Here is a 23,066-nt window from a genome sequence, read left to right on the forward strand (position 1 = left end):
AAGTAACCACATGGTGAGAGCTACTTGTGCAATACAGCAATAGTGGCTGTGAGTGGGGTCACTTGTCAAGAGATGTAGCCACCATCTAGCAATAGCTCTCACGATGTGAGAGCATCGAACTATGAGTGTGAAAGAGGACACAAAGACCGACATGGTCGGCAAGGCATTGAGCCTGTTGGTATTACTGGGCAATGAACCTCGTGGGGCAAGTGCCGCGGATTTGGCGAGGAGTGCGAACCTTCCGTTCAGCACCACCTATCGGCTGCTGGGTTCGCTGACACGGGACGGCTTTGTGGATTACGAGCCCGATGGGCGCCGCTACCACCTGGGCTTGCGCGTGTTCCAGCTTGGTCAGAGGGTTTCCAATCATCATGGCTTTGCTGCCACCGCACTGCCTGTCCTCCAGCGCGTCACCGAGCGCACGAACGAGGCCACCATCTTGTCTGTCCGCGACGGGAATCACCACCTCACAGTGAACAAGGTCGACGGGCCAAAGACGTTCCGGGTTACCAGCGACCCCGGGCATCTTGGCGCCTTGCACACGACGTCCGTGGGCAAAGCGATCGTGGCGTTCGAGGATGAGATCGAGCGGAAGCGCCTTCTGGAGGAGCTTCCCCTGGACCCGTTGACCGAGCACTCGATTACCGACCGCGACAAGTTCCGTGCGGAAATCGAGCAGGTGCGCCGCCAAGGCTACGCCGTGATGGACGAAGAAAACGAGATCGGCATGCGCGCAGTTGCGGTGCCGGTCCTCAACTCCCAGGGCCACGCTTTCGCGTCGCTAGCCACTGCGGTGCCGGTCTTCCGCCTCACCATGGAGGAACTCATTGCACACGTACCCACCCTGCAGGAGGCTGCGGCTGAACTCGCGGCCCGCTTGCCCCAGCGATGACTCCTCGTTGTGAGGCCCACTCTGCGTGCCAAATTGGCGGCGGAGCGTGCAAAGCGGGCCCCGCAACGCACCGCCTGACGTGCTTGTTCGCGCTAAGAACAAGCGTGCGGAATATGAACACTTGTAGTAATCTAAATAGCACCCGGTCAGGCGGCGCCACGCAAAGCGCCAAAAGCCCGCGGTGCTGAAGTCAAAGGAGCTTTAGGATGAGCAACCGAGCCGAGTCCGTTCTGGTGGGCCTCATAGGCGAAGGCGTCATGCCCTCGCTCACGCCGCCCATGCACGAACGCGAAGCCGATGTGCAGGGCCTTCGCTTGCTGTACCGCCCCCTCGACCTGCTGGAACTCGCATTGCAGGCCACCGCCGTCGGGGACCTCCTCACAGCAGCCCAGCGCATGGGCTTTAACGGCCTGAACATCACGCATCCGTGCAAGCAGCTGGTGCTTGAGCACCTTGATGAGATTTCCGACGACGCCCGTCGCCTGGGTGCCGTCAATACAGTCCTCATTCGGGACGGCCGGTTCATCGGCCACAACACAGACTTCTCCGGTTTTGGTGCCGCTCTCAGCAATGGCCTCCCGAACGCAAAGCTGGACCGCGTGGTCCAGTTGGGTGCAGGCGGTGCCGGTTCCGCCGTCGCTTACGCACTCCTCAAAGCCGGCGTTAGCACGCTGGACCTGGTGGACATGGAGCCGGCCCGCGCCGCGGAACGTGCCGCCGAACTCGGCGAGCTCTTCCCCGCAGCCACGGTCACGCCGCGCACTCCCGCAGAGCTAAGCGAGATCATGCCCCTCGCCGACGGCTTGGTGCACTGCACTCCGATCGGCATGGCCGCGCACCCAGGCCTTCCTTTGGACATCGAGCTGCTGGAACGGCGGCACTGGGTGGCTGACATTGTCTACCGCCCCATCGAGACGCAACTGGTCCGCGAAGCGCGTGCCAAAGGCTGCGACGTCCTCGACGGCGGCCGGATGGCAGTCGGCCAAGCGGCCGATGCTTTCCAGCTCATCACCGGACGGGAAGCTGACCGCGAACGGATGCGGGCACACTTCCTGGAGCTGATCGCAGTGGAGGACGCCCAAGCTGCGGCCCCCGAGCTTGCGAAGGCGGGCCACTGATGCGCACCGGAATCGCCACGGTCTGCCTATCCGGCACGCTGAAGGAGAAGATGCAGGCCTGTGCCATCGCGGGCTTCGACGGCATCGAAATCTTCGAGCAGGACCTCGTCACCTCCCCGCTCAGCCCGGAGGACGTCCGCAAGATGGCGGCCGATCTCGGCTTGGGTCTGGATCTCTACCAGCCTTTCCGAGATTTCGACGGCGTCACTCCGGAGCTGCTGAAAGCCAACCTGAAGCGGGCGGAGGCGAAGTTCAAGCTCATGGCCCGCTTGGGCATGGACACCATCCTGGTCTGCTCCAACGTCGCCACCGCCACGATTGACGACGACGATCTCCGCGCCTCCCAGCTGGCCGAACTCGCCGAGCTGGCGGGGGACCACGGCGTGAAGGTCGCCTACGAAGCTTTGGCTTGGGGTAAATACGTCAACGACTACGAGCACGCGTACCGCCTGGTTGAAATGGTTGACCACCCCAACCTCGGCACCTGCCTGGACTCGTTCCACATCCTTTCCCGCGACTGGGACACCGCGCCGATCGAGCAGACCAACGCCGAGAAGATCTTCTTCGTCCAGGTTGCCGACGCCCCCAAGCTCTCCATGGACGTGCTGTCCTGGAGCCGCCACTACCGCGTATTCCCGGGCGAAGGGCAGTTCGAGCTCGCCAAATTCATGGGCCACGTTGTCCGTGCGGGTTACACGGGGCCGGTTTCCCTTGAGGTATTCAACGACGTCTTCCGCCAGTCGGACACCGAGCGCACCGCAGTGGATGCCATGCGCTCCCTGATCTGGCTGGAGGAGCAGAGCGCCAAATGGCTCGCAAGCACCTCCACCGAAACTGCGGCCGGCAACGCCAGCGCGTCCCGCCGTCGTTATCCCATGGAACTGGCCACGCTGCCCAAGGTAAACGAGCCCGCGGGCTTCAACTTCGCCGAGGTCAAAGCCGACGACACCGCGCAGCTGGAGAAGCTCCTGGGCCAGCTCGGCTTCGAGTTCGAAGGCCGCCACCGCACCAAGGACGTCCAGCTCTGGACCATGGGCCAGGCCCGCGTGATCATCAACGAGCAAGCGGCCTCGCACTCGGAACCGGCTATCGCCGCTTTGGGGTTCGACGTCGACTCTCCAGTAATTGCCTCCGCTCGCGCCCAGCAACTCAAGGCGCCGGCAGTGGCCCGCAAAGTCCAGGCCGACGAGGAAGTCTTCCAAGGCATCTCCGCCCCGGACTCCACAGAGGTCTTTCTCTGCCAAGGCAGCCCGGACGGCACCGCGGCGTGGACCCACGAGTTCGGCGAAGGCCGGGAGCGCTCCGGAGCACAGCAGAACGCAGTGATCGACCACGTGAACCTGGCCCAGCCATGGCAGCACTTCGACGAAGCTGTCCTCTTCTACACCAGCGCCTTGGCCCTGGAACCGCAGCCGTTCGCCGAAGTCCCCAGCCCCAGCGGCCTGGTGCGCTCGCAGGTCATGGAGACCACGGATGGCGCAGTCAGGCTGGTGCTCAACCTGGCTCCGGTGCAGCAAGCGCAAAGCGCCCGCAAAACCTACCAGGAACACATCGCCTTCGCCGTGGACGACCTCGTGGCGACTGCCCGGTCCGCCCGCGATCGCGGCCTCGAGTTCCTGCAGATTCCTGCCAACTACTACGAGGATCTGGACGCCCGGTTCGATCTTGAACCGGGACTCCTGGCCACCCTCAAGGAGCTCAACCTCCTGTATGACAGGGACGCCAACGGCGAATTCCTCCATTTCTACACCGCCACCGTGGGCAGTGTGTTCTTCGAAATGGTGGAGCGCCGAGGCAACTATGACGGCTACGGGGCGCCCAACGCCCCGGTGCGCCACGCCGTCCAATACGACTCGCTCCACAGGGCCCTATCTCACAGCAGCTAGGCCCGCTGCCCGTAAACCGCCAAGAACCCGTCAATCGAAAGGAGCCCGCCGTGCCGCAAGAACAGACCGCACAGGCGCTCGAATCCGAGGAGCTCGTGCCTCCGGCAGAGCCGCAGGCCGCACATGGTTCTCCCAAGAAGGTGGAAACCCAAGCGGATCTCAGTGGTGAGATGAAGGGCATCAGCGACCGTTACGCGGAGGCCTTGAAGAACGGCCGGGGTCCGGAAACCATGCCGCGCCTGGACTACGCGCCATACCGCAGCAGCATCCTGCGCCACCCCACCAAGAGCCTGCACCACGCGGACCCGGAAACCATCGAGCTCTACTCGCCCGCGTTCGGTCACCAGGACGTGCACGCGCTTGAGTCGGATCTGACCATCCAGCACAACGGCGAGCCACAGGGTGAGCGCATCATCGTCGCTGGCCGTGTCCTGGATGGCGACGGCCGCCCTGTTGCCGGTCAACTCGTGGAAATCTGGCAGGCCAACGCCGCCGGCCGCTACATCCACAAGCGCGATCAGCACCCCGCACCGCTGGACCCGAACTTCACGGGCGTCGGCCGCTGCATCACGGGCGCGGACGGTTCGTACAGCTTCACCACCATCAAGCCCGGCGCTTACCCGTGGAAGAACCACCTGAACGCCTGGCGTCCGGCCCACATCCACTTCTCCATGTTCGGCTCGGAGTTCACGCAGCGCATCGTCACGCAGATGTACTTCCCGGGTGACCAGCTGTTCCCGCTGGATCCCATCTACCAGTCGATCGTGGACCAGGACGCCCGCGACCGGCTCGTGGCGGAGTACGACCACGAGCTCACCAGCCCCGAGTGGGCCCTCGGCTACAAGTGGGACATCATCCTGACCGGCTCCAAGCGGACCTGGACGGAAAACGAAGCATACGGCGACGCCGGGGACGAGGAGTAAGCACATGAGCAAGCTGACACCCACACCAGGCCAGACCGTAGGCCCGTTTTACGGCTACGCCCTTCCCTTTAATAAGGACAATGAACTCCTGGCTCCGGGCAGCCCCGGCAGCATCCGCCTGCAAGGCACGGTGTACGACGGCGCCGGGAACACCATTCCGGACGCCATCCTCGAGATCTGGCAGCCCGACTCGGAGGGCAACATCGTCCAGCGCACCGGCTCCCTGGTCCGCGACGGGTACACGTTCACCGGCTGGGGCCGTGGCTCCGTGGGCAACTCCGGTGTGTACACCTTCACGACTGTCAATCCCGGCCCCACGGCGCCGGGAGCGGCGGCGTTCATCTCCGTGGCAGTCTTCGCCCGTGGCCTCATGAACCGCCTCTTCACCCGCGTGTACCTGCCGGAGAACGAGGAAGCACTGGCCAACGATCCTTTGCTGAGCTCCCTCGACCCCGAGCGCCGCAAGACGCTGATCGCCCGCCGCGACCCCGACGGAGGCCTCACCTGGGACATCCGCCTGCAGGGCGGGGAGGAGACCGTCTTCCTGGACTTCCAGCAGGACGGCTCGCTCGACTTGGTAACGGAAAACCAGCCATGACCGACGGCGACTTCGGCCTCCTTAGCCCCGTTTCGGCGTCGTCCACTGTGGCGGCGCTGACCGGCGACCGTGCCGTCATCGCGGCAGTCCTAGACGTCGAAGCCTCCTGGGCTGGCGTCCTCGAGGAAGCGGGGCTGGTCCCTGCCGGCTCCGCCGCTGTGGTGGCCGAAGCCGCCGACGCCGGCTCATATGACGCAGCCGAAATCGCTGAACGCGCCCAAGGTGGCGGCAACCCGGTGATTCCGCTGCTCGGCGAGCTGCGCGCCCGGGTCAAGTCCTTGGACACCTCCGGCATCGGCGCCGGTAGAGCCGTCCACACCTCGCTGACCAGCCAAGACGTCCTCGACACCGCCCTGATGCTGCTCGCCAGCCGCACCGTTTCTGCGTTGCTGGCTGACGTAAAAGACACGACGACGGCGCTCGCCACCTTGGCGGTGCAGCACGCGGACACGCTGTGCGTGGGCAGGAGCCTGACGCAGCATGCGCTTCCGTACACGTTCGGGCTCAAAGCTGCCCAGTGGTTCCAGGGCGTCGCGGCTGCGGCTGCGCGGTTGGAGTCCTTGGAGTTGCCAGTGCAGTTCGGTGGAGCTGGCGGGACGTTGGCCTCCGCGACCAAGCTGACTGCCGGCACTGGTTCAACCCCTTTCACGCTGGCGGATTCGTGGGCTGCCGCACTTGGCCTCGCACCGGCTCCCGCTCCATGGCACACCAACCGGTTGGCCATTACGGCGCTGGGGGACGGCCTCGCTGCACTCATCGATTCCTTCGGCAAGATCGCGGCGGACCTGCTCTTCCTGAGCCGGCCTGAAGTTGCGGAACTCGGCGAACCTTTGGCGGCCGGGCGTGGTGTTTCGTCCGCCATGCCGCAGAAGCAGAACCCAGTGCTCTCGGTGCTGATTCGCAGCGCGGCGTTGCAGGCTCCCGGCCTCGCATCGCAACTGCACTTGGCTGCGGCCACCTTCAACGATGAGCGACCCGACGGCGCCTGGCACAGCGAATGGCCTGCTTTGCGTCAGCTGCTCGCGTTGGCCCTGGGCGCAGCCGGACACCTCCGCGAACTCACGGAAGGCCTCCGCGTCTTCCCGGATGCCATGCGCCGGAACCTCGAACTTTCAGGTCCGCTGCTGCTCAGCGAAGGTGTGGCTGCCGCCGTTGCTCCTCTGCTGGGCGAGGACGGAAAACAGAAGCTGCAGGCCGTCGTCGACGAGACCCTGAAGGCGCCCGCCGCCGAACAGTCCCGGATCTACACCAAGCTGCTGCGCGAAACGGTTCCTGCGGACAAGCTGTCCGATGTGGAGCTCGAAGCGCGCCTGGACCCCGCAAGCTACCTCGGTGAAGCGCAGGAGATCAGCCGCCGCATCCTCGCCGCCCACCCCGGATTCTCATCGAAGGGAGCCACTCGTGGCTAAGCCCACTGTCAAGGCCGTGTTGCTGTCCCCGCAGCGCGAACCGGGGGCCAGACCGCTCCTGGTGGTGGGTCCGTCGCTGGGCACGTCCACCATTCTCTGGACCGAAACCGCCGCACTCCTGGGCGCCGATTACGACGTCATCGGCTGGGACCTCCCCGGTCACGGCATCTCGCCGACGGTCACTGAAGGTTTCGATGTCGCGGAACTGGCTGACGCCGTCGTCGATCTTGTCGATTCAGTGAGTCCGGGCGCGATCTTCCACTACGCCGGTGTTTCGCTGGGCGGGGCCACCGGCCTGCAGCTCGGCATCAAGCACGGAGACCGGCTCCGCAGCCTGTCCGTCCAGTGCAGCGGCGCCAAACTTGGCACACCAGAGGGTTGGCTGGAGCGCGCTGAAACCGTTCGCAAACTCGGCACGCCCGTCATGATCCAAGGTTCCGCTGAACGTTGGTTCGGCCCGGGCTTCATGGACCGCCAGCCGGAGATCAGCAGCCGCCTGCTGCACGCCCTCCGCGACGCCGACCGCTTTGGCTACTCGTTCTGCTGCGAAGCCCTCGCCGCGTTCGACGTCCGCGAGCAGCTCGGCAGCATCACCGTCCCCACCCAGGTGATCGCCGGCGTCGAGGATTCCGTAGCGGCGCCGTCGATGGCTGAAGAGACGGCCGCCGGAATCAACGCTGGTGGCGGTTTCGCAGTGGTGGAAGCGCTCGACGGCGTCGGGCACCTCGCGCCCGCAGAAGCGCCTGCCGTAGTGGCCGGGCTGATGCGCGCCTTCATGAAGGAGAACGGACGATGACCTCTTTGTCTGCCGGACGGAATGGTGCTGTTCAGCCGGACGCCACCGCGCAGGAGATTTACGACGCCGGCATGGCGGTCCGGCGCGAAGTGCTCGGCGACGCGCACGTGGACCGCGCAAACGCCAACAAGGATTCCTTTACCGAGGACTACCAGGACATGATCACCAGGATCGCCTGGGGTGGGATTTGGACGCGGCCCGGTCTGAGCCGGCAAATGCGCTCCGCTGTCACCCTCACGGCGCTGGTGGCGCACGGTCACTGGGAGGAGCTCGCCATGCACGTCCGGGCGGCCCTCAACAACGGCCTGAGCAGGGACGAAATCAAGGAAATCCTGCTGCAGACCGCCATCTATTGCAGTGTGCCGTCGGCCAACTCGGCTTTCAAGACGGCCCAAAAAGTATTCGCGGAAATCGACGCCAACGAACCCAACTGAGTCGCAGTTAAGCGCGTTTAGACCCCTCAAAATGCGCACTATTGCGACTCAGTTGGGCAGATAGAAGGAGAAACCCATGAACCAGGCTTTCGTGTACGACGCCGTGCGCACGCCCTTTGGCAAGTTCGGCTCCGGACTTGCTGCTGTCCGTCCCGATGACCTTGCTGCCCATGTGGTCCGTGAGTCCGTTCGCCGGGCGCCGGGGCTTGATGTTGAGCGGATCGACGAAGTGGTGTTCGGCAACGCCAACGGTGCCGGCGAGGAAAACCGCAATGTCGCCCGCATGGCCACCCTGCTGGCCGGCCTCCCGGTCTCCATTCCGGGGACAACGGTCAACCGTCTCTGCGGCTCGTCTTTGGACGCGGCGATCATCGCTTCGCGGCAGATCAACGCCGGCGACGCCGAACTCATGCTGGTGGGCGGCGCGGAATCCATGTCGCGTGCGCCGTGGGTGCTGCCGAAGACCTCCAAACCCTACCCGGCCGGGGATATGACCCTGGCGTCCACCACGTTGGGTTGGCGTTTGGTGAACCCGGCCATGAACAAGGACTGGACCATCTCCCTGGGTGAAGCCACCGAACGCCTCCGCGAGAAGTACGGGATCACCCGTGAGCGGCAGGATGCTTTCGCGGCAGATTCGCACAACCTGGCTGACGCTGCGTGGAACGAAGGCTTCTACGATTCTTTGGTTACAGCGGTTCCGGGCACTGACCTGGTCCGTGACGAAGGCATCCGTGCCGGCTCTTCCGCGGAGAAGCTGGCCGGGTTGAAGACGGTGTTCCGTCCCGAGGGTTCGGGGTCCGACGGCGGCACGGTCACCGCAGGGAATGCCTCACCCCTGTCTGATGGCGCTTCGGCTGCGTGGATCGGTTCGGAAGCCGCTGCGTCGATCCTTGGTATCGAACCGCTGGCCCGTATCGCCGGCCGCGGCGCGCACGGCAACGACCCCCAGTTCTTCGGCTTCGCACCCGTGGAGGCCGCGAACAAGGCCCTCGCGAAGGCGGGCATCGGCTGGGACCAGGTGGGCGCCGTCGAACTTAACGAAGCGTTCGCCGCGCAATCGCTGGCGTGCGTTGACGCGTGGGGGATCGACCCCTCAATCGTGAACCAGCACGGCGGGGCGATCGCCATGGGCCACCCGCTCGGTGCTTCCGGTACGCGCATCCTCGGGACGCTCGCCCGTTCCTTGCAGGCTTCCGGTAAGCGGTGGGGTGTTGCGGCCATCTGCATCGGCGTGGGCCAAGGCCTGGCCGTGGTGCTCGAAAACGTCACTGCCGGTGTTTCGGAAGGAGCCTAGGGATCATGTTGAATTTCATTGACACCGTTGGCGAGGCTGTCGCCGGCATCAAGGACGGTTCCACGGTGATGATCGGTGGGTTCGGCAATGCCGGGCAGCCGTTCGAACTGATCGACGCGCTGATGGATTGCGGTGCGAAGGATCTGACCGTGGTGAACAACAACGCCGGCCAGGGCGACCAGGGCCTGGCGTTGCTGATCAAGGAAGGCCGGGTCCGCAAGATGATCTGTTCCTTCCCGCGGCAGTCCGATTCCTGGCACTTCGACGCCAAGTTCCACGCCGGCGAGATCGAGCTGGAACTGGTCCCGCAGGGCAACCTGGCCGAGCGCATCCGTGCCGCTGGCGCTGGAATTGGCGGATTCTTCACGCCGACCGGCTACGGCACCACGTTGGCCGAGGGCAAGGAGACCCGCTTGCTGGACGGGAAATGGCAGGTCTTCGAAACCCCGATTCACGCCGACGTCGCGCTGATCAAGGCACTCAAAGCCGACGGCAAGGGCAACCTCGTGTACCGCAAAACTGCCCGCAACTTCGGCCCCATCATGGCAGCCGCTGCCAAGCACACCATCGTCCAGGTCTCGGAGATCGTGCCCACCGGTTCCCTGGATCCGGAGAACGTGGTGACCCCGGGGATCTACGTCAACAGTGTGGTCCGCGTCGGCGGTTCCAGCGCAGAACAGGTGGCCTGATCATGAGCACCCAAATCAGCATCCAGACCTCCGAAAAGCCACTGGGCCGCGATGAGCTTGCCCAGTTGGTGGCCCGCGACATCGTTCCCGGCTCGTTCGTGAACCTGGGCATCGGCCAGCCCACTCTTGTGTCCAATTACCTCACCGAGGAACAGAACATCACGCTCCACACGGAGAACGGGATGCTCGGCATGGGCCCGGCCGCTCTTGGGGATGACGTTGATGGTGACTTGATCAATGCTGGCAAGATCCCCGTCACCGAATTGCCCGGGGCCTCGTACTTCCACCATGCTGATTCGTTCGCGATCATGCGCGGCGGGCACCTGGATATCTGCGTCCTCGGTGCATTCCAGGTATCCGCCACGGGCGACCTCGCCAACTGGCACACCGGCGCCCCGGACGCCATCCCCGCCGTGGGTGGCGCGATGGACCTGGCGACGGGCGCCAAGGACGTCTTCGTGATGATGACGCTGCTGACGCGCGAGGGCGTATCCAAGCTTGTGGAACAGTGCACGTACCCGCTGACAGGCGTCGGCTGCGTGACACGCGTGTACACGGACAAAGCAGTGTTCCTGACAGGTCCCGACGGCGTCACCGTACGTGAGACGTTCGGCTGCACCTTCGAAGAAATCCAGGAGCTCGTTCCGCTGCCCCTGAAGAAGGCAGAGTAGGCCCCGCAAGTGCGAGCTCCCCGTTGTGAGGCCCGCTCTGCGGGGTATTTCCTGGGGAGAGCCCGCAGAGCAGGCCCCGCAAGTTGCGCCATCCCCGTTGCGAGGCCCGCTCTGCATCCCCACCGCCTCCCTAACCTCGCAAGCTCGGTCAGGGAACCCGGGCGGCGTGGGCCCTGTCATGGAATAGCGCGCAGAGTAGGCCCCGCAACGCACCCTAGGATTGGTAACCATGAGCGATTCCGCAGTAACCCCGCAGGCCAGCGACCAGTATGTTCAGTCGTTGGCACGGGGTCTGGCCGTGATCCGGGCGTTCGACGCAAATAACCCGGTGATGACCCTCAGCGAAGTGGCAGCCCGCACGGACCTGACGCGCGCCACCGCCCGGAGGTTCCTGCACACGCTGGTTGAGCTTGGCTACGTCCGCACCGACGGCAAGACCTTCGCCCTCACGGCCAAGGTGTTGCAACTCGGTTACTCGTATCTTTCGGCGCTGTCCTTGCCCCAATTGGCCCAGCCGCACTTGGAACAGCTGAGCCTGAAGCTGGGAGAGTCGACGTCCGCCGCCGTCCTGGACGGTCCGGATATCTTCTACGTTGCCCGCGTCGCGACGCGCAGGATCATGAACGTCGGGATCACCGTCGGTACGCGGTTCCCGGCCTACGCCACGTCAATGGGGCGCGTTCTGCTTGCCGGATTGCCGCAAGCCAAGCTGGAGGCTTACCTTACGACGGCGGAACTCACCCCGCTCACCCCGCGAACCGTCGCCAGCGTGCCCGACTTGAGGGCCGCCGTCGAGCATGTCCGTGCGCAGGGCTGGTGCTTGCTTGACCAGGAGCTGGAAATCGGCCTGATGTCCATCGCTGCGCCGGTGTGGAACCACAACAACGGCGACAACGTCGCGGCCATCAACGTGTCGCTTCAGGCCCAAGCTGTTGCCGCCCAGCCGGACCCCGGGAAGTACCTCGACGCCGTCCGCCAGGAAGTAGTCGCGACGGCAAACGCCATTTCGCAGGACGTTTCCGCGAAGCACTGACCCACCCAAGTAGCGGTCAGGCGGCGCTGCCGCACCGTGGTGTTAGAAAGTGTGTGCGGGGTGTAACACGGGTCTGTTGTTACCGGGCGGGGCGGTGGATCATGGGATTGTCTGCTGTGGTTGAGGTCGCTGTGACCTTGGTGCCTTTGTGCCCGTCAAGTAGCGTGACCCGGAGGACTCCACGGGCACCGTGGATTGTTGCTTTGAGCACGAGTGTTAGATTCCTGAATAGTTTCCCTGTCCTCCCCGTGGCAGACACCTAACTAAGGAGCTACAGGGGTAGGAGGGTGCAATGGATATCGTGCACGAGCGGGCCGCGGGGTTGGATATTTCCAAGCGGGACGCGAAGGTCTGTGTCCGGGTTCCGGGGACGCGGGCGGGGACTTACATCTCACGGGTTACGACCTGGGGTGCAACCACACAATCGATCTTGGAACTGCGGGACTTCCTGGAGCGTGAACGGGTTTCTGCCGTGGTGATGGAAGCGACCAGCGATTACTGGAAGCCCTTCTTCTATCTGTTTGAAGAGACGTTGCCGGTGATGCTGGTCAATGCCAAGGCTGCACGGAATATCCCCGGGCGCAAAACCGATGTTTCGGACGCGGCGTGGTTGGCGCAGTTGGCCGCTTACGGGTTGCTCAAGGGTTCCTTTGTTCCACCCGAGCCAATCCGTGAACTCCGGGACCTGACCCGCGCCCGTGCTATCGCCGGCAGGGACAGGACCCGAGAGATCCAGCGGCTGGAGAAATTTCTGGAGAGCTCGGGAATCAAGCTTTCCTCGGAGGTCTCGGACCTGATGGGGGTCTCGTCCAGAGAGATGCTTGAGGCCTTGATCAGCGGAGAACGTGATCCTCAGGTATTGGCAGGAATGGCTCGAGGAACCTTGCGCTCCAAAGTCCCTGCCCTTGTTGATGCCCTTACCGGCAGGTTCAAGCCTCACCACGCATTCATGGCAAGGCTGCATCTGGACCAGATCGATGCCCAGACCCGAACCATTGAGGCGCTCACCGGGCGGATCGAGGAGGCTATGGAACCCTTTCGTGAAGCCAGGCAGGCCCTGGCCACCATCCCCGGAGTATCCCTCAAAGTTGCCGAAGTGATCATCGCCGAAACCGGTGCAGACATGCGCGTCTTCGAAACGCCGGCCCGGCTCGCGTCCTGGGCCGGCGTCTGTCCCAGCGCCAACGAATCCGCCGGGAGGATCAAGTCCAGCCACATCATGCCCGGCAACAAATACCTCAAAGCCGCTCTCGGCACCTCAGCCCTATCAGCGACACGAACGCAAGGCACGTACCTCGCAGCCAGATACCACCGCATAGCAGCCCGCCGCGGACCCATGAGAGCGGTCGTAGCGATCGAGCATTCCATCCTGACAGCGGCATGGCACATGCTCGCCAACGGCGAGTGCTACACCGACCCGGGCGCAGACCACTTCACCCGCATCAACCCATCCCGCGCGAAAAACAACGCCATCAAACAACTCAACAACCTCGGCTACAACGTCACCATCAGCCCAACCACCGCAGCCTGAGTCACCACTACTTTCGTATTAGGTCGCAGTAGAGCGCGTTTTGAGGGCTCAAAACGCGCTTAACTGCGACTCAGTTGGGTCAGGCGGAATACTTCCGGATCGCAGCCAACCGGGTCTCCAGGATCCGACGCACCATGGAGTCCGGTACGGGGTTGTCCGCAGTAAACCGCAGCGTTCCCGGCGACCACGAATAACCCCCAAGCTCCTCCGACATTTCGGCAGGATCTGACCACTGAACGGATACAGGGCCAGGTGCTTTTTGGTTTCCTGCACACTCAGGAAGCCCTTGCCATCAACCAGCAGTGCCGGCATTCCGTAGCTGATGCCTTCCTCGGCGTCGGGGGCCAACTCGCGGGCGATCCCCACGATCCGCTCCAGAATCGAGCGGTTGGCCTCGCTGACGCCCTCAAGATATTCGGTGACGGTTCCCATAGGGACATGCTTCACTACGCGCACCTGCAAGGGCCAGAGGTTTAGCGTTCCGGAATCACCGCGATGCCCTGGATTTCGATCAGGGCCTCTTTCTGCCAGAGGCGCGTGACGCCGATGCCGGCCATTGCGGGGTACTGCGATCCCGCCATTTCCCGCCAGATCCGTCCGATTTCGCGGCCGTTGGCCATGTAGTCGTCCACGTCCGTGAGGTAGATGGTCACGTTGACGAGGTCCTCGGGCTGTCCGCCGGCTTCGCGCAGCGTGGTGATCACATTGGAGAACGCCTGCGTGAACTGCTCCACGATTCCGCCGGGAACGATGTTCATGTTCTTGTCCAAGGCCGTCTGCCCGCCCAGGAAAACGGTGTTGCCGGCAAGGATGCCGTGCGCGAAACCCGATGGCTTGGGCAGCGATTCCGGGTTGATCGTCGTGTGGCTCATGCTGTTCCTCCTCGTTGTGGCAACTGCAAAAACTTTCGGAAAGCCTCTGTGCAGATCATTTCCGCCATGCTACGTTGAGCATATGTGACGATCGTAAAAAAGTCGACACATCACAAAATCTCGAAGGGAATCCGCAATGAAACTAGCCACCTTGCGCACGGCCAACGGAGGTACGACGGCGGCACTCGCCACGGGTGCCGGCTCCTACCTTGCGTTGCCCGCCACTGACGTCGGGGCCCTCCTGGCCGAGCCGGATTGGCGTGCTGTTGTGGAAGGGGCCGCCGAGTCCAAGGAGCAGACCGTCGTTCCAGCCGCCGATGCTGACCTGGCACCGCTCCTGCCCCGTGCAGGCAAAGTCATCTGCTGCGGCCTGAACTACGGTGACCATATTCAGGAGATGGGCCGGGACCTTCCCGAATACCCCACCCTCTTCGCCAAGTACGCGGACACGCTGGTTGGAGCAAACGACGCTGTAGAAGTCCACGGCAGCGGCCGCGTCGACTGGGAAGCCGAGCTCGCCGTCGTCGTGGGTTCTGAACTGTTCCGTGCGGACGAAGACCAAGCCCGTGAGGCAATTGCCGGGTACACCGTTGCCAACGACGTATCCATGCGCGACTGGCAGAACCGGACGCTGCAGTGGTTCCAGGGCAAGGCTTTTGACCGCACTACGCCGGTGGGTCCGGAAATGCTGACGGCGGACGAGGCCGGGCAAAGCTTCGATGTCCGCGGCTACGTCAACGGCGAGCTGGTGCAGCAGGGAAACACCAGCACCTTGGTGTTCGGCCCGGCACAGCTCCTGTCCTACATCTCGCAGTTCACCACCCTGCGCCCCGGCGACCTCGTCCTCACGGGCACGCCTGGGGGAGTGGGGATGGGAATGACCCCGCCGCGCTTCCTCAAGGACGGCGACGTCCTCACCACCGAAATCGACGGGATAGGCCGGCTGGAGAACCAGTTCCGGATCCACGCACCAGTCCCGGCAAACGCCTAAAAGCCCCACACCTCACTAAAAGGAGAGACCTAATGAGCCAGACCACCACCGATTACCGCCTCGAAGGCGACAACTCCATCTACGCGCAGGCTGACGGCAAGGTTGTCCCTGTAGTCACCCGCGCCGGTGCTGAAGACACCAACACGGCGCAGTCCGGCGATTGCATCCGCGTCTCCGGCGTGAGCATCCAGCACACCCCGGCAACCAAGATCTGGTTCGGCCAGGTGTCCAACACCCCCGGCTACCGCTCACTCCCGCACCACCACGGCGAGGCAGAGACCGGTGGCTACGTGCTCCGCGGCCATGGCCGGATCTACTTCGGCGAGAACTATTCAGAGTTCATCGACATGAAGGCCGGCGACTGGGTATTCGTTCCGCCGTTCATGCCCCACGTAGAAGCCAACATGTCCATCACAGAGGAACTCGTCTGGCTGACGGCCCGTACGCCGGAGAACCTGGTGGTCAACCTCGAAGACGTCGCCGACGAAACCCTCGCCGACTACCGCCGGGCCTAAGCCATGATCACTGGAACCCTGACGTCCGAGACCTTCCTCAAGGCCGTTGAACTCACGCCCGCAACGGCCGAGGTTTTCGACGAAGCCTACGAAGCAACCACCCAGTACGTGCCGTGGCCCAAAGCCTATGGTGGAGACATGGTGGCACAGGCTGCGGCCGCGATGATGCGGTCCGTTGATGCTGACAGGACTTTGCACTCGATGCACAGCTACTTCATGCGTCCGGTGGATATCGGTTCCAGTGTCCGCTACGAAGTGGAGCGTCTTCGGGACGGCCGCGGGTACTCCACCCGCACCGTCCGGGGCTTTCAGAACGGCAAGCCCGTCTATGCGGCCATGGGCTCGTTCCAGGTTCCCGAGGACGGGCCGGACTTCCAGCCTGAGGCTCCTGCCGCCGTCGAGCCTGAATCGCTACGGACCGCGGCAGAAGCTCTGGACGGAACCGACGGTCCGGCGGCGGACTACTGGTCCACGGGCCGCAGCTTCGATATGCGTCATATTCCAGGACCGGTATACATCGAGCTGGAAGGCGGTTCGGTGCCGCAGCAGGCGATTTGGGTCAAGGCCTTTGACACCCTGCCCGACGACGCCGACCTCCACCGCGCAGCGTTGGCCTACGTCTGCGATTACACAATTTTGGAGCCGCTGCTCCGGGTGAACGGACTCAACTGGTCCAGCCCGGGACTCGCCACCGCCAGCCTGGATCACTCGATGTGGTTCCACCGCGACGGTCGCGCGGACGACTGGGTGCTCTACGCCCAGGACGCCATCTCCGGTCAAAGCAACAGGGGCCTCGCCATGGGCCGCTTCTTCGATCGGCAAGGAAGACTGCTTGCCACGGTGGCCCAAGAGGGCATGATCCGGGCCGGCTCCTAAACAGTTTCGAACCCCCAACCCCATCCGCTTCAACGACGCACCACTGAAAGGAACGGCCATGAGCATGACGCCATCGGCCCACGTGGACACGTTCACCCGCGACCACCTGCCGCCTGCCGATACCTGGCCTGCGCTTGAATTCACCCTTCCCGAACTCCACTACCCGGAACGGCTCAATGCTGCTGCGGTACTGATCGACGACGGCGTCGAGCAGTACCGCGCGGACAGCCCGGCCCTGCGGACCCCGGACGGCGTTGTCTGGACCTACGGTCAGCTCCAGCAGCGCTCCAACCAAGTGGCCCAGGTCCTCACAGAAGACCTCGGCGTTGTTCCAGGCAACCGCGTGTTGCTGCGCGGGCCCAACAACCCCTGGATAGTCGCTGCCTGGCTCGGTGTACTGAAGGCCGGCGCCGTGGTGGTCACCACCATGCCCATGCTGCGCTCCAATGAAGTCTCCACGCTGATTCAACTCACCAAGCCGGTGGTGGCCATTTCCGATCACCGCTTCGTGGATGAGCTCGCGGTCGCCGCCGGGGATGACGTCACCGTCCTCACGTACGGAGCCGGCAACGGACTCGACGACGACGGCGATCTCACCTCCCGCTGCGAGCACAAGAGCGGCAAGTTCACTGCTGTGGACACTGCCGCTGACGACGTTGCCCTGCTGGGTCCGACGTCGGGCACCACCGGTGTGCCGAAGGTGACCATGCATTTCCACCGGGACATCCTTGCCAATGCGGACACCTTCGCCCGGTACATCCTTGAGCCCACCGCCGATGACGTCTTCGCTGGTTCGCCGCCGCTGGCGTTCACATTTGGTCTGGGTGGTTTGGTGGTCTTTCCGCTCCGTTTCGGCGCATCCTCCCTCCTGACCGAAAAGGCGGGCCCGGTGGAGTTGGCCGAGCATGCATCAAAGGCCGGGGCTACTATCCTCTTCACCGCCCCCACGGCCTACCGCGCGATCCTGAAGGAGAAGCGCGGCGACCTCCTTCGCGGCCTCCGCGTTGCCGTCTCTGCTGGAGAGCACCTTTCCAAGGAAACCTGGGAAGCCGTTCACCAGGCAACAGGTCTGCGGTTGGTCAACGGGATCGGCGCCACGGAGATGCTGCACGTCTTCATCTCTGCCGCGGGAGACGACATCCGCCCGGGAACCACGGGCCGGGCCGTTCCGGGGTTCAGGGCCACCATCCTGGACGAGGACGGCAACGAACTCGGCCCGGGCAACATCGGTCGCCTGGCCGTCGTTGGCCCCACCGGGTGCCGCTACCTGGACGATCCGCGGCAGGCGAACTATGTGGTCCGGGGCTGGAACGTCACCGGCGACACGTTCGCCATGGACGCCGACGGGTACTTCACCTACCAGGCCCGCTCGGACAACATGATCGTCTCATCCGGTTACAACATCGGCGCACCCGAGGTAGAAACGGCCATCGACCAGCACCCCGACGTGGTGGAAAACGCGGTCATCGGAATTCCGGACGAAGAGCGTGGCAGCATCGTGTGCGCTTTCATCGTGCTGCGCGAAGGCGTCACCGGCGACGCCGCAAAGCGCAAGGAAATCCAGGACTTCGTGAAGCAGGCCATCGCCCCGTACAAATACCCCCGCGACGTCCGCTTCGTCACTGAACTGCCCCGCAACCCCAGCGGCAAACTCCAGCACTTCAAGCTCCGCGACAGCCTTCTGAAGGACGCCGCTCAAAGCAAAGCGAACACCGAACAACTTACCCCTGCCGGCCAGAGCCAGGCCTGAGAAGGAGAAACACCCATGAAAATCGCAATCGTTGGAGGCGGCCCCGGTGGCCTGTACTTCGCAGCACTGATGAAGCAGCTGGACCCGTCGCACGACATCACCCTCTGGGAACGCAACGCTGCCAGCGACACCTTTGGCTTCGGCGTCGTGTTTTCCGATGAGACCCTGGGTGGCATCGGCAACGCCGATCCTGTGGTGGCCGAGTACATGAGCCGCCGCTTCGCCCGCTGGTCCGACATCGACATCCATTTCCGCGAGGAGATGATTACGGTGGGCGGCCAGGGCTTCGCTGCGATGAGCCGCAAGGAATTGCTGGAGCTGCTGCAGCGCCGCTGCATCGGATTGAACGTCGACGTACGGTTCAGCACTTTGGCCCCGGCTGTTGAGGAACTTGAAGCCAACTACGATCTGGTTCTTGCCGCGGACGGCATCAACTCGCAGATCCGTGCCAAGTGCGCTGATTCCTTCCGGCCGAAGCTGGACATGCGGACCAACAAGTTCATGTGGCTGGGTACGGATCAGGTGTTCGAGGCCTTCAAGTTCTTCGTGAAGGAAACCGAGTGGGGCGTCATGCAGATCCACGGTTACCCGTACTCGGATGAGGGCTCCACGTTCATCGTGGAAATGCACCAGGACGTATGGCACGCGGCCGGCTTCGACGAGACCGCCAACGAGGTCTTCCCTCCCGGCGTCTCGGATGAGAAGGCCATCGCCAAGATCCGCGAGATCTTCGCCGAGGAACTCAACGGCTACGAGGTCCTCACCAACAACTCCAAGTGGATCAACTTCACTACGGTCCGCAATGAGAGCTGGCGCCACAACAACGTAGTGCTCCTGGGCGACGCTGCCCACACGGCACACTTCTCCATCGGCTCGGGCACCAAGCTGGCCATGGAAGACTCGCTGGCGCTGGCTGCTTGCCTCCACGAGCACGCAGATGTTGAGTCTGCGCTGGCGGCATATGAGGCTGAGCGCAGGCCCGTCGTCGCTTCCACGCAGCGTGCAGCCCAGGCATCCCTTGAGTGGTTTGAGCGCATCGGCCAGTACAAGGACCAGGACCCCACCCAGTTCGCGTTCAATCTGCTCACCCGCAGCCGACGCATCACCCAGGAAAACCTGCGTCTCCGCGACCCGGAGTTCGCCAACGCGGTGGACCGTGATTTCGCGGAGTCCCAGGGCCTCGCCGAGGTTGCGCCAGCCATGTTCCAGCCGTTCCGCATCGGGGAACTGGAACTCAAGAACCGCATCGTGGTTTCCCCCATGGACATGTACTCAGCTGTTGACGGCATCCCGGGCGACTTTCACAAGGTCCACCTCGGGTCCAAAGCCCTGGGTGGTGCCGGCCTGGTCATGACGGAGATGGTCTGCGTGTCCGAAACCGGCCGCATCACCCCCGGCTGCAGCGGCCTCTACACGGACGGCCAGCGCGATAGCTGGAAGGAGATTGTGGACTTCGTTCACAGCCGTTCCACTGCCAAGATCGGCGCCCAGCTTGGACACTCGGGTCGCAAGGGTTCCACCAAGCTCATGTGGGAGGGCATTGACCAGCCGCTCGAGTCCGGGAACTGGGACACTGTTGGCCCTTCCGCATTGCCTTACGGTCCTGATAACCAAACCCCGGCGGAGCTGGACCGCGCCGGCATGGACGCCATCAAGGCAGAGTTCGTCGCCTCGACGGTCCGTGCCGATGAGGCCGGTTTCGACCTCCTGGAAATCCACGCCGCCCACGGCTACCTGCTGTCTTCCTTCCTTTCGCCGGTGTCCAACAAGCGGACCGACGAATACGGTGGCAGCTTGGAGAACCGGCTGCGGTTCCCGTTGGAAGTGTTCGACGCCGTTCGCGCGGCTTGGCCTGCCGGCAAGCCCGTCACGGTGCGCATCTCCGCTACCGACTGGATCGAGGGTGGCAACACCTCCGACGATTCCGTGTCCATTGCCAAGGCGTTCGTTGAGCACGGCGCCGCCGGCTTGGATGTTTCCACGGGCCAGGTCGCCAAGGAAGAGAAGCCGGCCTTCGGACGCAGCTACCAGACGCCGTTCGCCGACCGCATCCGTCAGGAAGTCGCCGCTCCGGCAGGCGTGGCTGTGATCGCCGTCGGCGCTATCTCCAGCTACGACGACGTGAACTCCATCCTCCTCGCGGGCCGTGCGGACCTCATCGCCTTGGGCCGCACCCACCTCTACGATCCCCAGTGGACCCTGCACGCTGCTGCTGAACAGGAGTACCAAGGCCCTGGCGCCCAGTGGATTCCGCAGTTCCGCGCGGGACGCCGCAAACCGCCGAGCTCGCGCACTGACGCCGTTCGCCCCCGCCTGTCCTTGCTGAAGGAAGCGGACATCGAAGAGGCCAACACCCACCTTCGCTGGACCCCCGAGTCCGCCGCTGCATCGGTTTTGGTGAAGTAGCCATGGCCACCGCACCGGTCAATAACTGGAACGTGCCCAAGAAGACCACCGGACTGGTGTTGTTCTGCTGCTGGCTCGCGATCCTCGCCGAAGGGTATGACGTCGGCGTTCTTGGAGCCATCCTTCCCGCTCTCGCCGAGTACAAGGAATGGAACCTCAGCCCGCTGGCTCTGGGCGGCCTCGGCTCATATGCCCTGATTGGCATGCTTATCGGCGCCCTGTTCATTGGGACGCTCAGTGACCTCGTGGGACGCAAGAAGATGCTCCTGGCCTCCATGGCGATCTTCACGCTTACCCAGGCCGGCGCCGCGTGGGCTCCGACACCGGAGCTCTTCGGACTCTTCCGGCTCATCGGTGGTTTGGGCATGGGCGGTGTCATTCCGGTGGCAGCAGCCCTGACCATTGAATACTCTGCGCCGAACAAGCGCTCCTACAACTACGGCCTCATGTATTCCGGCTACTCGCTGGGCATCGTCGCCGCCGCTCTCGCCGCTCTGTTCGTCCTGCCCATGGGAGGCTGGCGTGCGGTTGTTGCCATCGGCGCAGCACCGGTGGTGCTGATTCCGATTATCTGGAAGTTCCTCCCGGAGTCCTTGGAATTCCTGGAATCCAAGGGCCGGAAGTCCGAAGCGAAGGCCTTGGCCGCCAAGTTGAGCATTGCCAACTACACGCCGGTTGTTGCCATGGCTCCTGCAGCTCCTGTGGCCCAAGGCGTGCAGGCCGATCCGTGGTGGAAGACCATCACCACCATGTTCTCGCGGAAGTACCTGCGTTCAACGGTGTTCTTCTGGATCTCGCTGTTCTGTGGCCTGGTCCTCGTTTACGGGCTGAACACTTGGCTGCCAAGCATCATGAAGAAGGCCGGTTACGACCTCGGCTCGTCCCTGACGTTCCTCCTGGTCTTCAGCCTCGCCTCCGCCATTGGCGGCCTGCTCCTAGGCCGAGCTGCGGACAAGTACGGCAAAAAGCTCATCCTGGTGGTGTTCTACATCCTGGGCGGGCTGGGCATCATGCTGCTGGTCTTCCCCAACACCATGGTGGTCAACTTGCTGTTCGTTGCCTTCGCGGGTGTTGGTTCCATCTCCACGTCGCTGGTCCTGACCGGTTACATCGCCGACTACTACCCGGCGAAGGTGCGCGGTACCGCAACGGGTTGGGCCTTGAGCTTTGCCCGCTTGGGTGCCATCTCCGGGCCGTTGATCGGTGGCTGGATTGCCGGCTCGAAGCTGCCGTTTGAGGCCAACTTCGCTATCTTCGCCGGCATTGCCGTACTTGCAGCAGGTGCCGTGGCGATGATTCCGAAGCCACAGCCCGAGGTGCCGATTGCCGCCGTCGACGTTCATCCCGACGCCGCCGTCAGCGCCCGCTAGGAGCAATCGTGGACAGGTTTCCGGAGGCGTGCGTCGAGCGAACGGTGGAGTGGGTGGACACCGACGCCTCCGGACACCAACACAACTCAGCTATCCTGCGCTGGGTTGAAGCCGCCGAGGCCGAGCTCTTCCGGACGTTGGAACTGCCGGACTATTTCCCCAGTGCTCCCCGCGTACAGCAAGTGATCAATTACAAGGCCAAGTTGTGGTTTGGCCAGCGCATCACCGCCACGGTGAAGATCAGCGCGCTCGGGACGGTCACCACGGTGCACGTCCCCAATGGCGCCGCCGCAGCGCAGCCTTGGCCGGAACACCTGGTCCGCGCCGTAAAGGGTGTGCCAGCAGCCGAATAGCTCCGCCGAGATGGCAGTTAATGACAATCCGGCGCGCTGGGACTGTCATTAACTGCCATGTCGGCGAGGGGTTTGTTGGCTAGCGCAGCCCTTTCAGGATGTTCTTGGGTCGCTGCATCTCACCGTGCTTGGCACCGAGAATGATCACCCAGGCTGCGAACGCCGGAATGGCCCATTGAAGTGCTTTCAGCTGTGTTTGGGCGGCCTTCAACTCATCCGAGGCGCCAGCGCGCGGTTCCGTGGCACCCTCGGCGCCCTCGCCCGAGAGCTCATCCACCTTCTTGCCCACCACGCCTGCATACAAGGTCACGGCTGCTCCGGCCAAGGTCACCACTGTCTTGTAGATAGTGTTTGCGGCGACGCTGTCCTGCTTGGCAATCCGCCCCTTGTTCTCCCAGGCGATGGCCAGGTCTGCAGCCAAATGCCCGGCAAAAGCTGCTGTCTGAATCGGAGCCCATTTGCCCCAGCCTCTGCTTGAGAGTCGCGTTCGCTCGGTGGGGTCTTTGGCTTCTGCTGTGGCACCGTTAAGTCCGATGGCCCCCATCAGCGAGCCGCCGAACCATGCTGCGGCTGTGAGGTCGTGAATGGAACGGGCTACGAGGTTTCCTGCCATGATGTGCTTCCTATCGTTGATACGGAAAGGACCCTTCGAGGTG

24 protein-coding genes are annotated in these 23,066 nt (G+C 63.7%); 20 read left to right on the forward strand and 4 right to left on the reverse strand.

Features of this window, described 5'->3' with window-relative positions; translation table 11 throughout:
• Positions 1-121 precede the first annotated feature (121 nt).
• The 12 genes from AC0J5Z_RS02775 (at position 122) to AC0J5Z_RS02830 (ending at position 11,746) form a co-directional block, all read left to right on the forward strand.
• On the forward strand, positions 122-892 hold the full coding sequence (locus tag AC0J5Z_RS02775) for an IclR family transcriptional regulator (protein ID WP_475037301.1): 771 nt from the start codon (positions 122-124) through the stop codon (positions 890-892).
• A gap of 206 nt (positions 893-1,098) precedes the next feature.
• Positions 1,099-2,010, forward strand: coding sequence for a shikimate dehydrogenase (locus AC0J5Z_RS02780; RefSeq protein WP_475037302.1), 912 nt, complete (start codon positions 1,099-1,101; stop codon positions 2,008-2,010).
• Positions 2,010-3,896 (forward strand): bifunctional sugar phosphate isomerase/epimerase/4-hydroxyphenylpyruvate dioxygenase family protein, encoded by a 1,887-nt coding sequence (locus AC0J5Z_RS02785; RefSeq protein WP_475037303.1) that lies wholly within the window; start codon positions 2,010-2,012, stop codon positions 3,894-3,896. The genes AC0J5Z_RS02780 and AC0J5Z_RS02785 overlap by 1 nt, the downstream gene beginning before the upstream one ends.
• Before the next feature lie 50 nt (positions 3,897-3,946).
• Complete coding sequence (gene pcaH / locus AC0J5Z_RS02790) at positions 3,947-4,819, forward strand: protocatechuate 3,4-dioxygenase subunit beta (protein ID WP_475037304.1); 873 nt, start codon at positions 3,947-3,949, stop codon at positions 4,817-4,819.
• Between the two features lie 4 nt (positions 4,820-4,823).
• Positions 4,824-5,417, forward strand: a complete 594-nt coding sequence (gene pcaG / locus AC0J5Z_RS02795) for a protocatechuate 3,4-dioxygenase subunit alpha (protein WP_475037305.1) — start codon at positions 4,824-4,826, stop codon at positions 5,415-5,417.
• On the forward strand, positions 5,414-6,826 hold the full coding sequence (locus AC0J5Z_RS02800; protein ID WP_475037306.1) for a lyase family protein: 1,413 nt from the start codon (positions 5,414-5,416) through the stop codon (positions 6,824-6,826). Before pcaG ends, AC0J5Z_RS02800 begins: the two co-directional genes overlap by 4 nt.
• Positions 6,819-7,622, forward strand: coding sequence for an alpha/beta fold hydrolase (locus AC0J5Z_RS02805; RefSeq protein ID WP_475037307.1), 804 nt, complete (start codon positions 6,819-6,821; stop codon positions 7,620-7,622). Before AC0J5Z_RS02800 ends, AC0J5Z_RS02805 begins: the two co-directional genes overlap by 8 nt.
• Entirely contained in the window at positions 7,619-8,056 is a 438-nt protein-coding gene (gene pcaC / locus AC0J5Z_RS02810; protein WP_475037308.1) for a 4-carboxymuconolactone decarboxylase, read from the forward strand. The genes AC0J5Z_RS02805 and pcaC overlap by 4 nt, the downstream gene beginning before the upstream one ends.
• A gap of 76 nt (positions 8,057-8,132) precedes the next feature.
• Positions 8,133-9,353: a thiolase family protein gene (locus AC0J5Z_RS02815; protein WP_475037309.1), complete on the forward strand. Its 1,221-nt coding sequence runs from the start codon at positions 8,133-8,135 to the stop codon at positions 9,351-9,353.
• 5 nt (positions 9,354-9,358) lie between these two features.
• Complete coding sequence (locus AC0J5Z_RS02820; protein ID WP_026547714.1) at positions 9,359-10,042, forward strand: 3-oxoacid CoA-transferase subunit A; 684 nt, start codon at positions 9,359-9,361, stop codon at positions 10,040-10,042.
• 2 nt (positions 10,043-10,044) lie between these two features.
• Positions 10,045-10,713 carry a 3-oxoacid CoA-transferase subunit B gene (locus AC0J5Z_RS02825; RefSeq protein WP_475037310.1) on the forward strand — a complete coding sequence of 223 codons (669 nt, stop codon included), beginning with the start codon at positions 10,045-10,047 and terminating at the stop codon, positions 10,711-10,713.
• Positions 10,714-10,942: 229 nt separating this feature from the next.
• Positions 10,943-11,746: an IclR family transcriptional regulator domain-containing protein gene (locus tag AC0J5Z_RS02830; RefSeq protein ID WP_475037311.1), complete on the forward strand. Its 804-nt coding sequence runs from the start codon at positions 10,943-10,945 to the stop codon at positions 11,744-11,746.
• A gap of 79 nt (positions 11,747-11,825) precedes the next feature.
• Here the strand turns inward: AC0J5Z_RS02830 and AC0J5Z_RS02835 are convergent, their stop codons facing one another.
• On the reverse strand, positions 11,826-11,957 hold the full coding sequence (locus AC0J5Z_RS02835; RefSeq protein WP_475035766.1) for a hypothetical protein: 132 nt from the start codon (positions 11,955-11,957) through the stop codon (positions 11,826-11,828).
• Positions 11,958-12,038: 81 nt separating this feature from the next.
• On the opposite strand from AC0J5Z_RS02835, the gene AC0J5Z_RS02840 reads away from it, so the two are divergent.
• Positions 12,039-13,277 carry an IS110 family RNA-guided transposase gene (locus AC0J5Z_RS02840; RefSeq protein WP_475035764.1) on the forward strand — a complete coding sequence of 413 codons (1,239 nt, stop codon included), beginning with the start codon at positions 12,039-12,041 and terminating at the stop codon, positions 13,275-13,277.
• Between the two features lie 48 nt (positions 13,278-13,325).
• On the opposite strand, the gene AC0J5Z_RS02845 is transcribed toward AC0J5Z_RS02840, so the two are convergent.
• Entirely contained in the window at positions 13,326-13,709 is a 384-nt protein-coding gene (locus tag AC0J5Z_RS02845) for an iron chaperone (RefSeq protein WP_475037312.1), read from the reverse strand.
• Between the two features lie 41 nt (positions 13,710-13,750).
• Positions 13,751-14,149 (reverse strand): RidA family protein, encoded by a 399-nt coding sequence (locus tag AC0J5Z_RS02850; protein WP_024818696.1) that lies wholly within the window; start codon positions 14,147-14,149, stop codon positions 13,751-13,753.
• A gap of 136 nt (positions 14,150-14,285) precedes the next feature.
• Between AC0J5Z_RS02850 and AC0J5Z_RS02855 the strand changes: the two genes are divergently transcribed.
• The 7 genes from AC0J5Z_RS02855 to AC0J5Z_RS02885 are packed head-to-tail and all read left to right on the forward strand — an operon-like array spanning position 14,286 to position 22,410.
• Complete coding sequence (locus AC0J5Z_RS02855) at positions 14,286-15,140, forward strand: fumarylacetoacetate hydrolase family protein (RefSeq protein ID WP_475037313.1); 855 nt, start codon at positions 14,286-14,288, stop codon at positions 15,138-15,140.
• A 32-nt stretch (positions 15,141-15,172) separates the two neighbouring features.
• Entirely contained in the window at positions 15,173-15,655 is a 483-nt protein-coding gene (locus AC0J5Z_RS02860; protein ID WP_475037314.1) for a cupin domain-containing protein, read from the forward strand.
• A 3-nt stretch (positions 15,656-15,658) separates the two neighbouring features.
• Complete coding sequence (locus tag AC0J5Z_RS02865; RefSeq protein WP_475037315.1) at positions 15,659-16,531, forward strand: acyl-CoA thioesterase; 873 nt, start codon at positions 15,659-15,661, stop codon at positions 16,529-16,531.
• A 58-nt stretch (positions 16,532-16,589) separates the two neighbouring features.
• Positions 16,590-18,281 (forward strand): AMP-binding protein, encoded by a 1,692-nt coding sequence (locus tag AC0J5Z_RS02870; RefSeq protein WP_475037316.1) that lies wholly within the window; start codon positions 16,590-16,592, stop codon positions 18,279-18,281.
• A gap of 15 nt (positions 18,282-18,296) precedes the next feature.
• Entirely contained in the window at positions 18,297-20,687 is a 2,391-nt protein-coding gene (locus AC0J5Z_RS02875; RefSeq protein WP_475037317.1) for a bifunctional salicylyl-CoA 5-hydroxylase/oxidoreductase, read from the forward strand.
• Positions 20,688-20,689: 2 nt separating this feature from the next.
• Positions 20,690-22,057 carry an MFS transporter gene (locus AC0J5Z_RS02880; RefSeq protein WP_475037318.1) on the forward strand — a complete coding sequence of 456 codons (1,368 nt, stop codon included), beginning with the start codon at positions 20,690-20,692 and terminating at the stop codon, positions 22,055-22,057.
• Positions 22,058-22,065: 8 nt separating this feature from the next.
• Complete coding sequence (locus AC0J5Z_RS02885; protein WP_475037319.1) at positions 22,066-22,410, forward strand: acyl-CoA thioesterase; 345 nt, start codon at positions 22,066-22,068, stop codon at positions 22,408-22,410.
• Positions 22,411-22,489: 79 nt separating this feature from the next.
• Here the strand turns inward: AC0J5Z_RS02885 and AC0J5Z_RS02890 are convergent, their stop codons facing one another.
• The gene (locus AC0J5Z_RS02890) at positions 22,490-23,023 is read right to left on the reverse strand and encodes a hypothetical protein (RefSeq protein ID WP_475037320.1); all 534 of its coding nucleotides are present in this window, start codon (positions 23,021-23,023) and stop codon (positions 22,490-22,492) included.
• Positions 23,024-23,066 lie beyond the last annotated feature (43 nt).

The sequence above is a fragment of the Paenarthrobacter sp. TRD_SC_7 genome, assembly GCF_056156245.1.

Bases quoted from the DNA above. Each gene is read 5' to 3' on its own strand.
- AC0J5Z_RS02775 (WP_475037301.1), top strand. From the start codon at position 122: ATGAGTGTGAAAGAGGACACAAAGACCGACATGGTCGGCAAGGCATTG.
- AC0J5Z_RS02780 (WP_475037302.1), top strand. From the start codon at position 1,099: ATGAGCAACCGAGCCGAGTCCGTTCTGGTGGGCCTCATAGGCGAAGGC.
- AC0J5Z_RS02785 (WP_475037303.1), top strand. From the start codon at position 2,010: ATGCGCACCGGAATCGCCACGGTCTGCCTATCCGGCACGCTGAAGGAG.
- pcaG (WP_475037305.1), top strand. From the start codon at position 4,824: ATGAGCAAGCTGACACCCACACCAGGCCAGACCGTAGGCCCGTTTTAC.
- AC0J5Z_RS02800 (WP_475037306.1), top strand. From the start codon at position 5,414: ATGACCGACGGCGACTTCGGCCTCCTTAGCCCCGTTTCGGCGTCGTCC.
- pcaC (WP_475037308.1), top strand. From the start codon at position 7,619: ATGACCTCTTTGTCTGCCGGACGGAATGGTGCTGTTCAGCCGGACGCC.
- AC0J5Z_RS02815 (WP_475037309.1), top strand. From the start codon at position 8,133: ATGAACCAGGCTTTCGTGTACGACGCCGTGCGCACGCCCTTTGGCAAG.
- AC0J5Z_RS02820 (WP_026547714.1), top strand. From the start codon at position 9,359: ATGTTGAATTTCATTGACACCGTTGGCGAGGCTGTCGCCGGCATCAAG.
- AC0J5Z_RS02825 (WP_475037310.1), top strand. From the start codon at position 10,045: ATGAGCACCCAAATCAGCATCCAGACCTCCGAAAAGCCACTGGGCCGC.
- AC0J5Z_RS02830 (WP_475037311.1), top strand. From the start codon at position 10,943: ATGAGCGATTCCGCAGTAACCCCGCAGGCCAGCGACCAGTATGTTCAG.
- AC0J5Z_RS02840 (WP_475035764.1), top strand. From the start codon at position 12,039: ATGGATATCGTGCACGAGCGGGCCGCGGGGTTGGATATTTCCAAGCGG.
- AC0J5Z_RS02845 (WP_475037312.1), bottom strand. From the start codon at position 13,709: ATGGGAACCGTCACCGAATATCTTGAGGGCGTCAGCGAGGCCAACCGC.
- AC0J5Z_RS02850 (WP_024818696.1), bottom strand. From the start codon at position 14,149: ATGAGCCACACGACGATCAACCCGGAATCGCTGCCCAAGCCATCGGGT.
- AC0J5Z_RS02855 (WP_475037313.1), top strand. From the start codon at position 14,286: ATGAAACTAGCCACCTTGCGCACGGCCAACGGAGGTACGACGGCGGCA.
- AC0J5Z_RS02860 (WP_475037314.1), top strand. From the start codon at position 15,173: ATGAGCCAGACCACCACCGATTACCGCCTCGAAGGCGACAACTCCATC.
- AC0J5Z_RS02865 (WP_475037315.1), top strand. From the start codon at position 15,659: ATGATCACTGGAACCCTGACGTCCGAGACCTTCCTCAAGGCCGTTGAA.
- AC0J5Z_RS02870 (WP_475037316.1), top strand. From the start codon at position 16,590: ATGAGCATGACGCCATCGGCCCACGTGGACACGTTCACCCGCGACCAC.
- AC0J5Z_RS02875 (WP_475037317.1), top strand. From the start codon at position 18,297: ATGAAAATCGCAATCGTTGGAGGCGGCCCCGGTGGCCTGTACTTCGCA.
- AC0J5Z_RS02880 (WP_475037318.1), top strand. From the start codon at position 20,690: ATGGCCACCGCACCGGTCAATAACTGGAACGTGCCCAAGAAGACCACC.
- AC0J5Z_RS02890 (WP_475037320.1), bottom strand. From the start codon at position 23,023: ATGGCAGGAAACCTCGTAGCCCGTTCCATTCACGACCTCACAGCCGCA.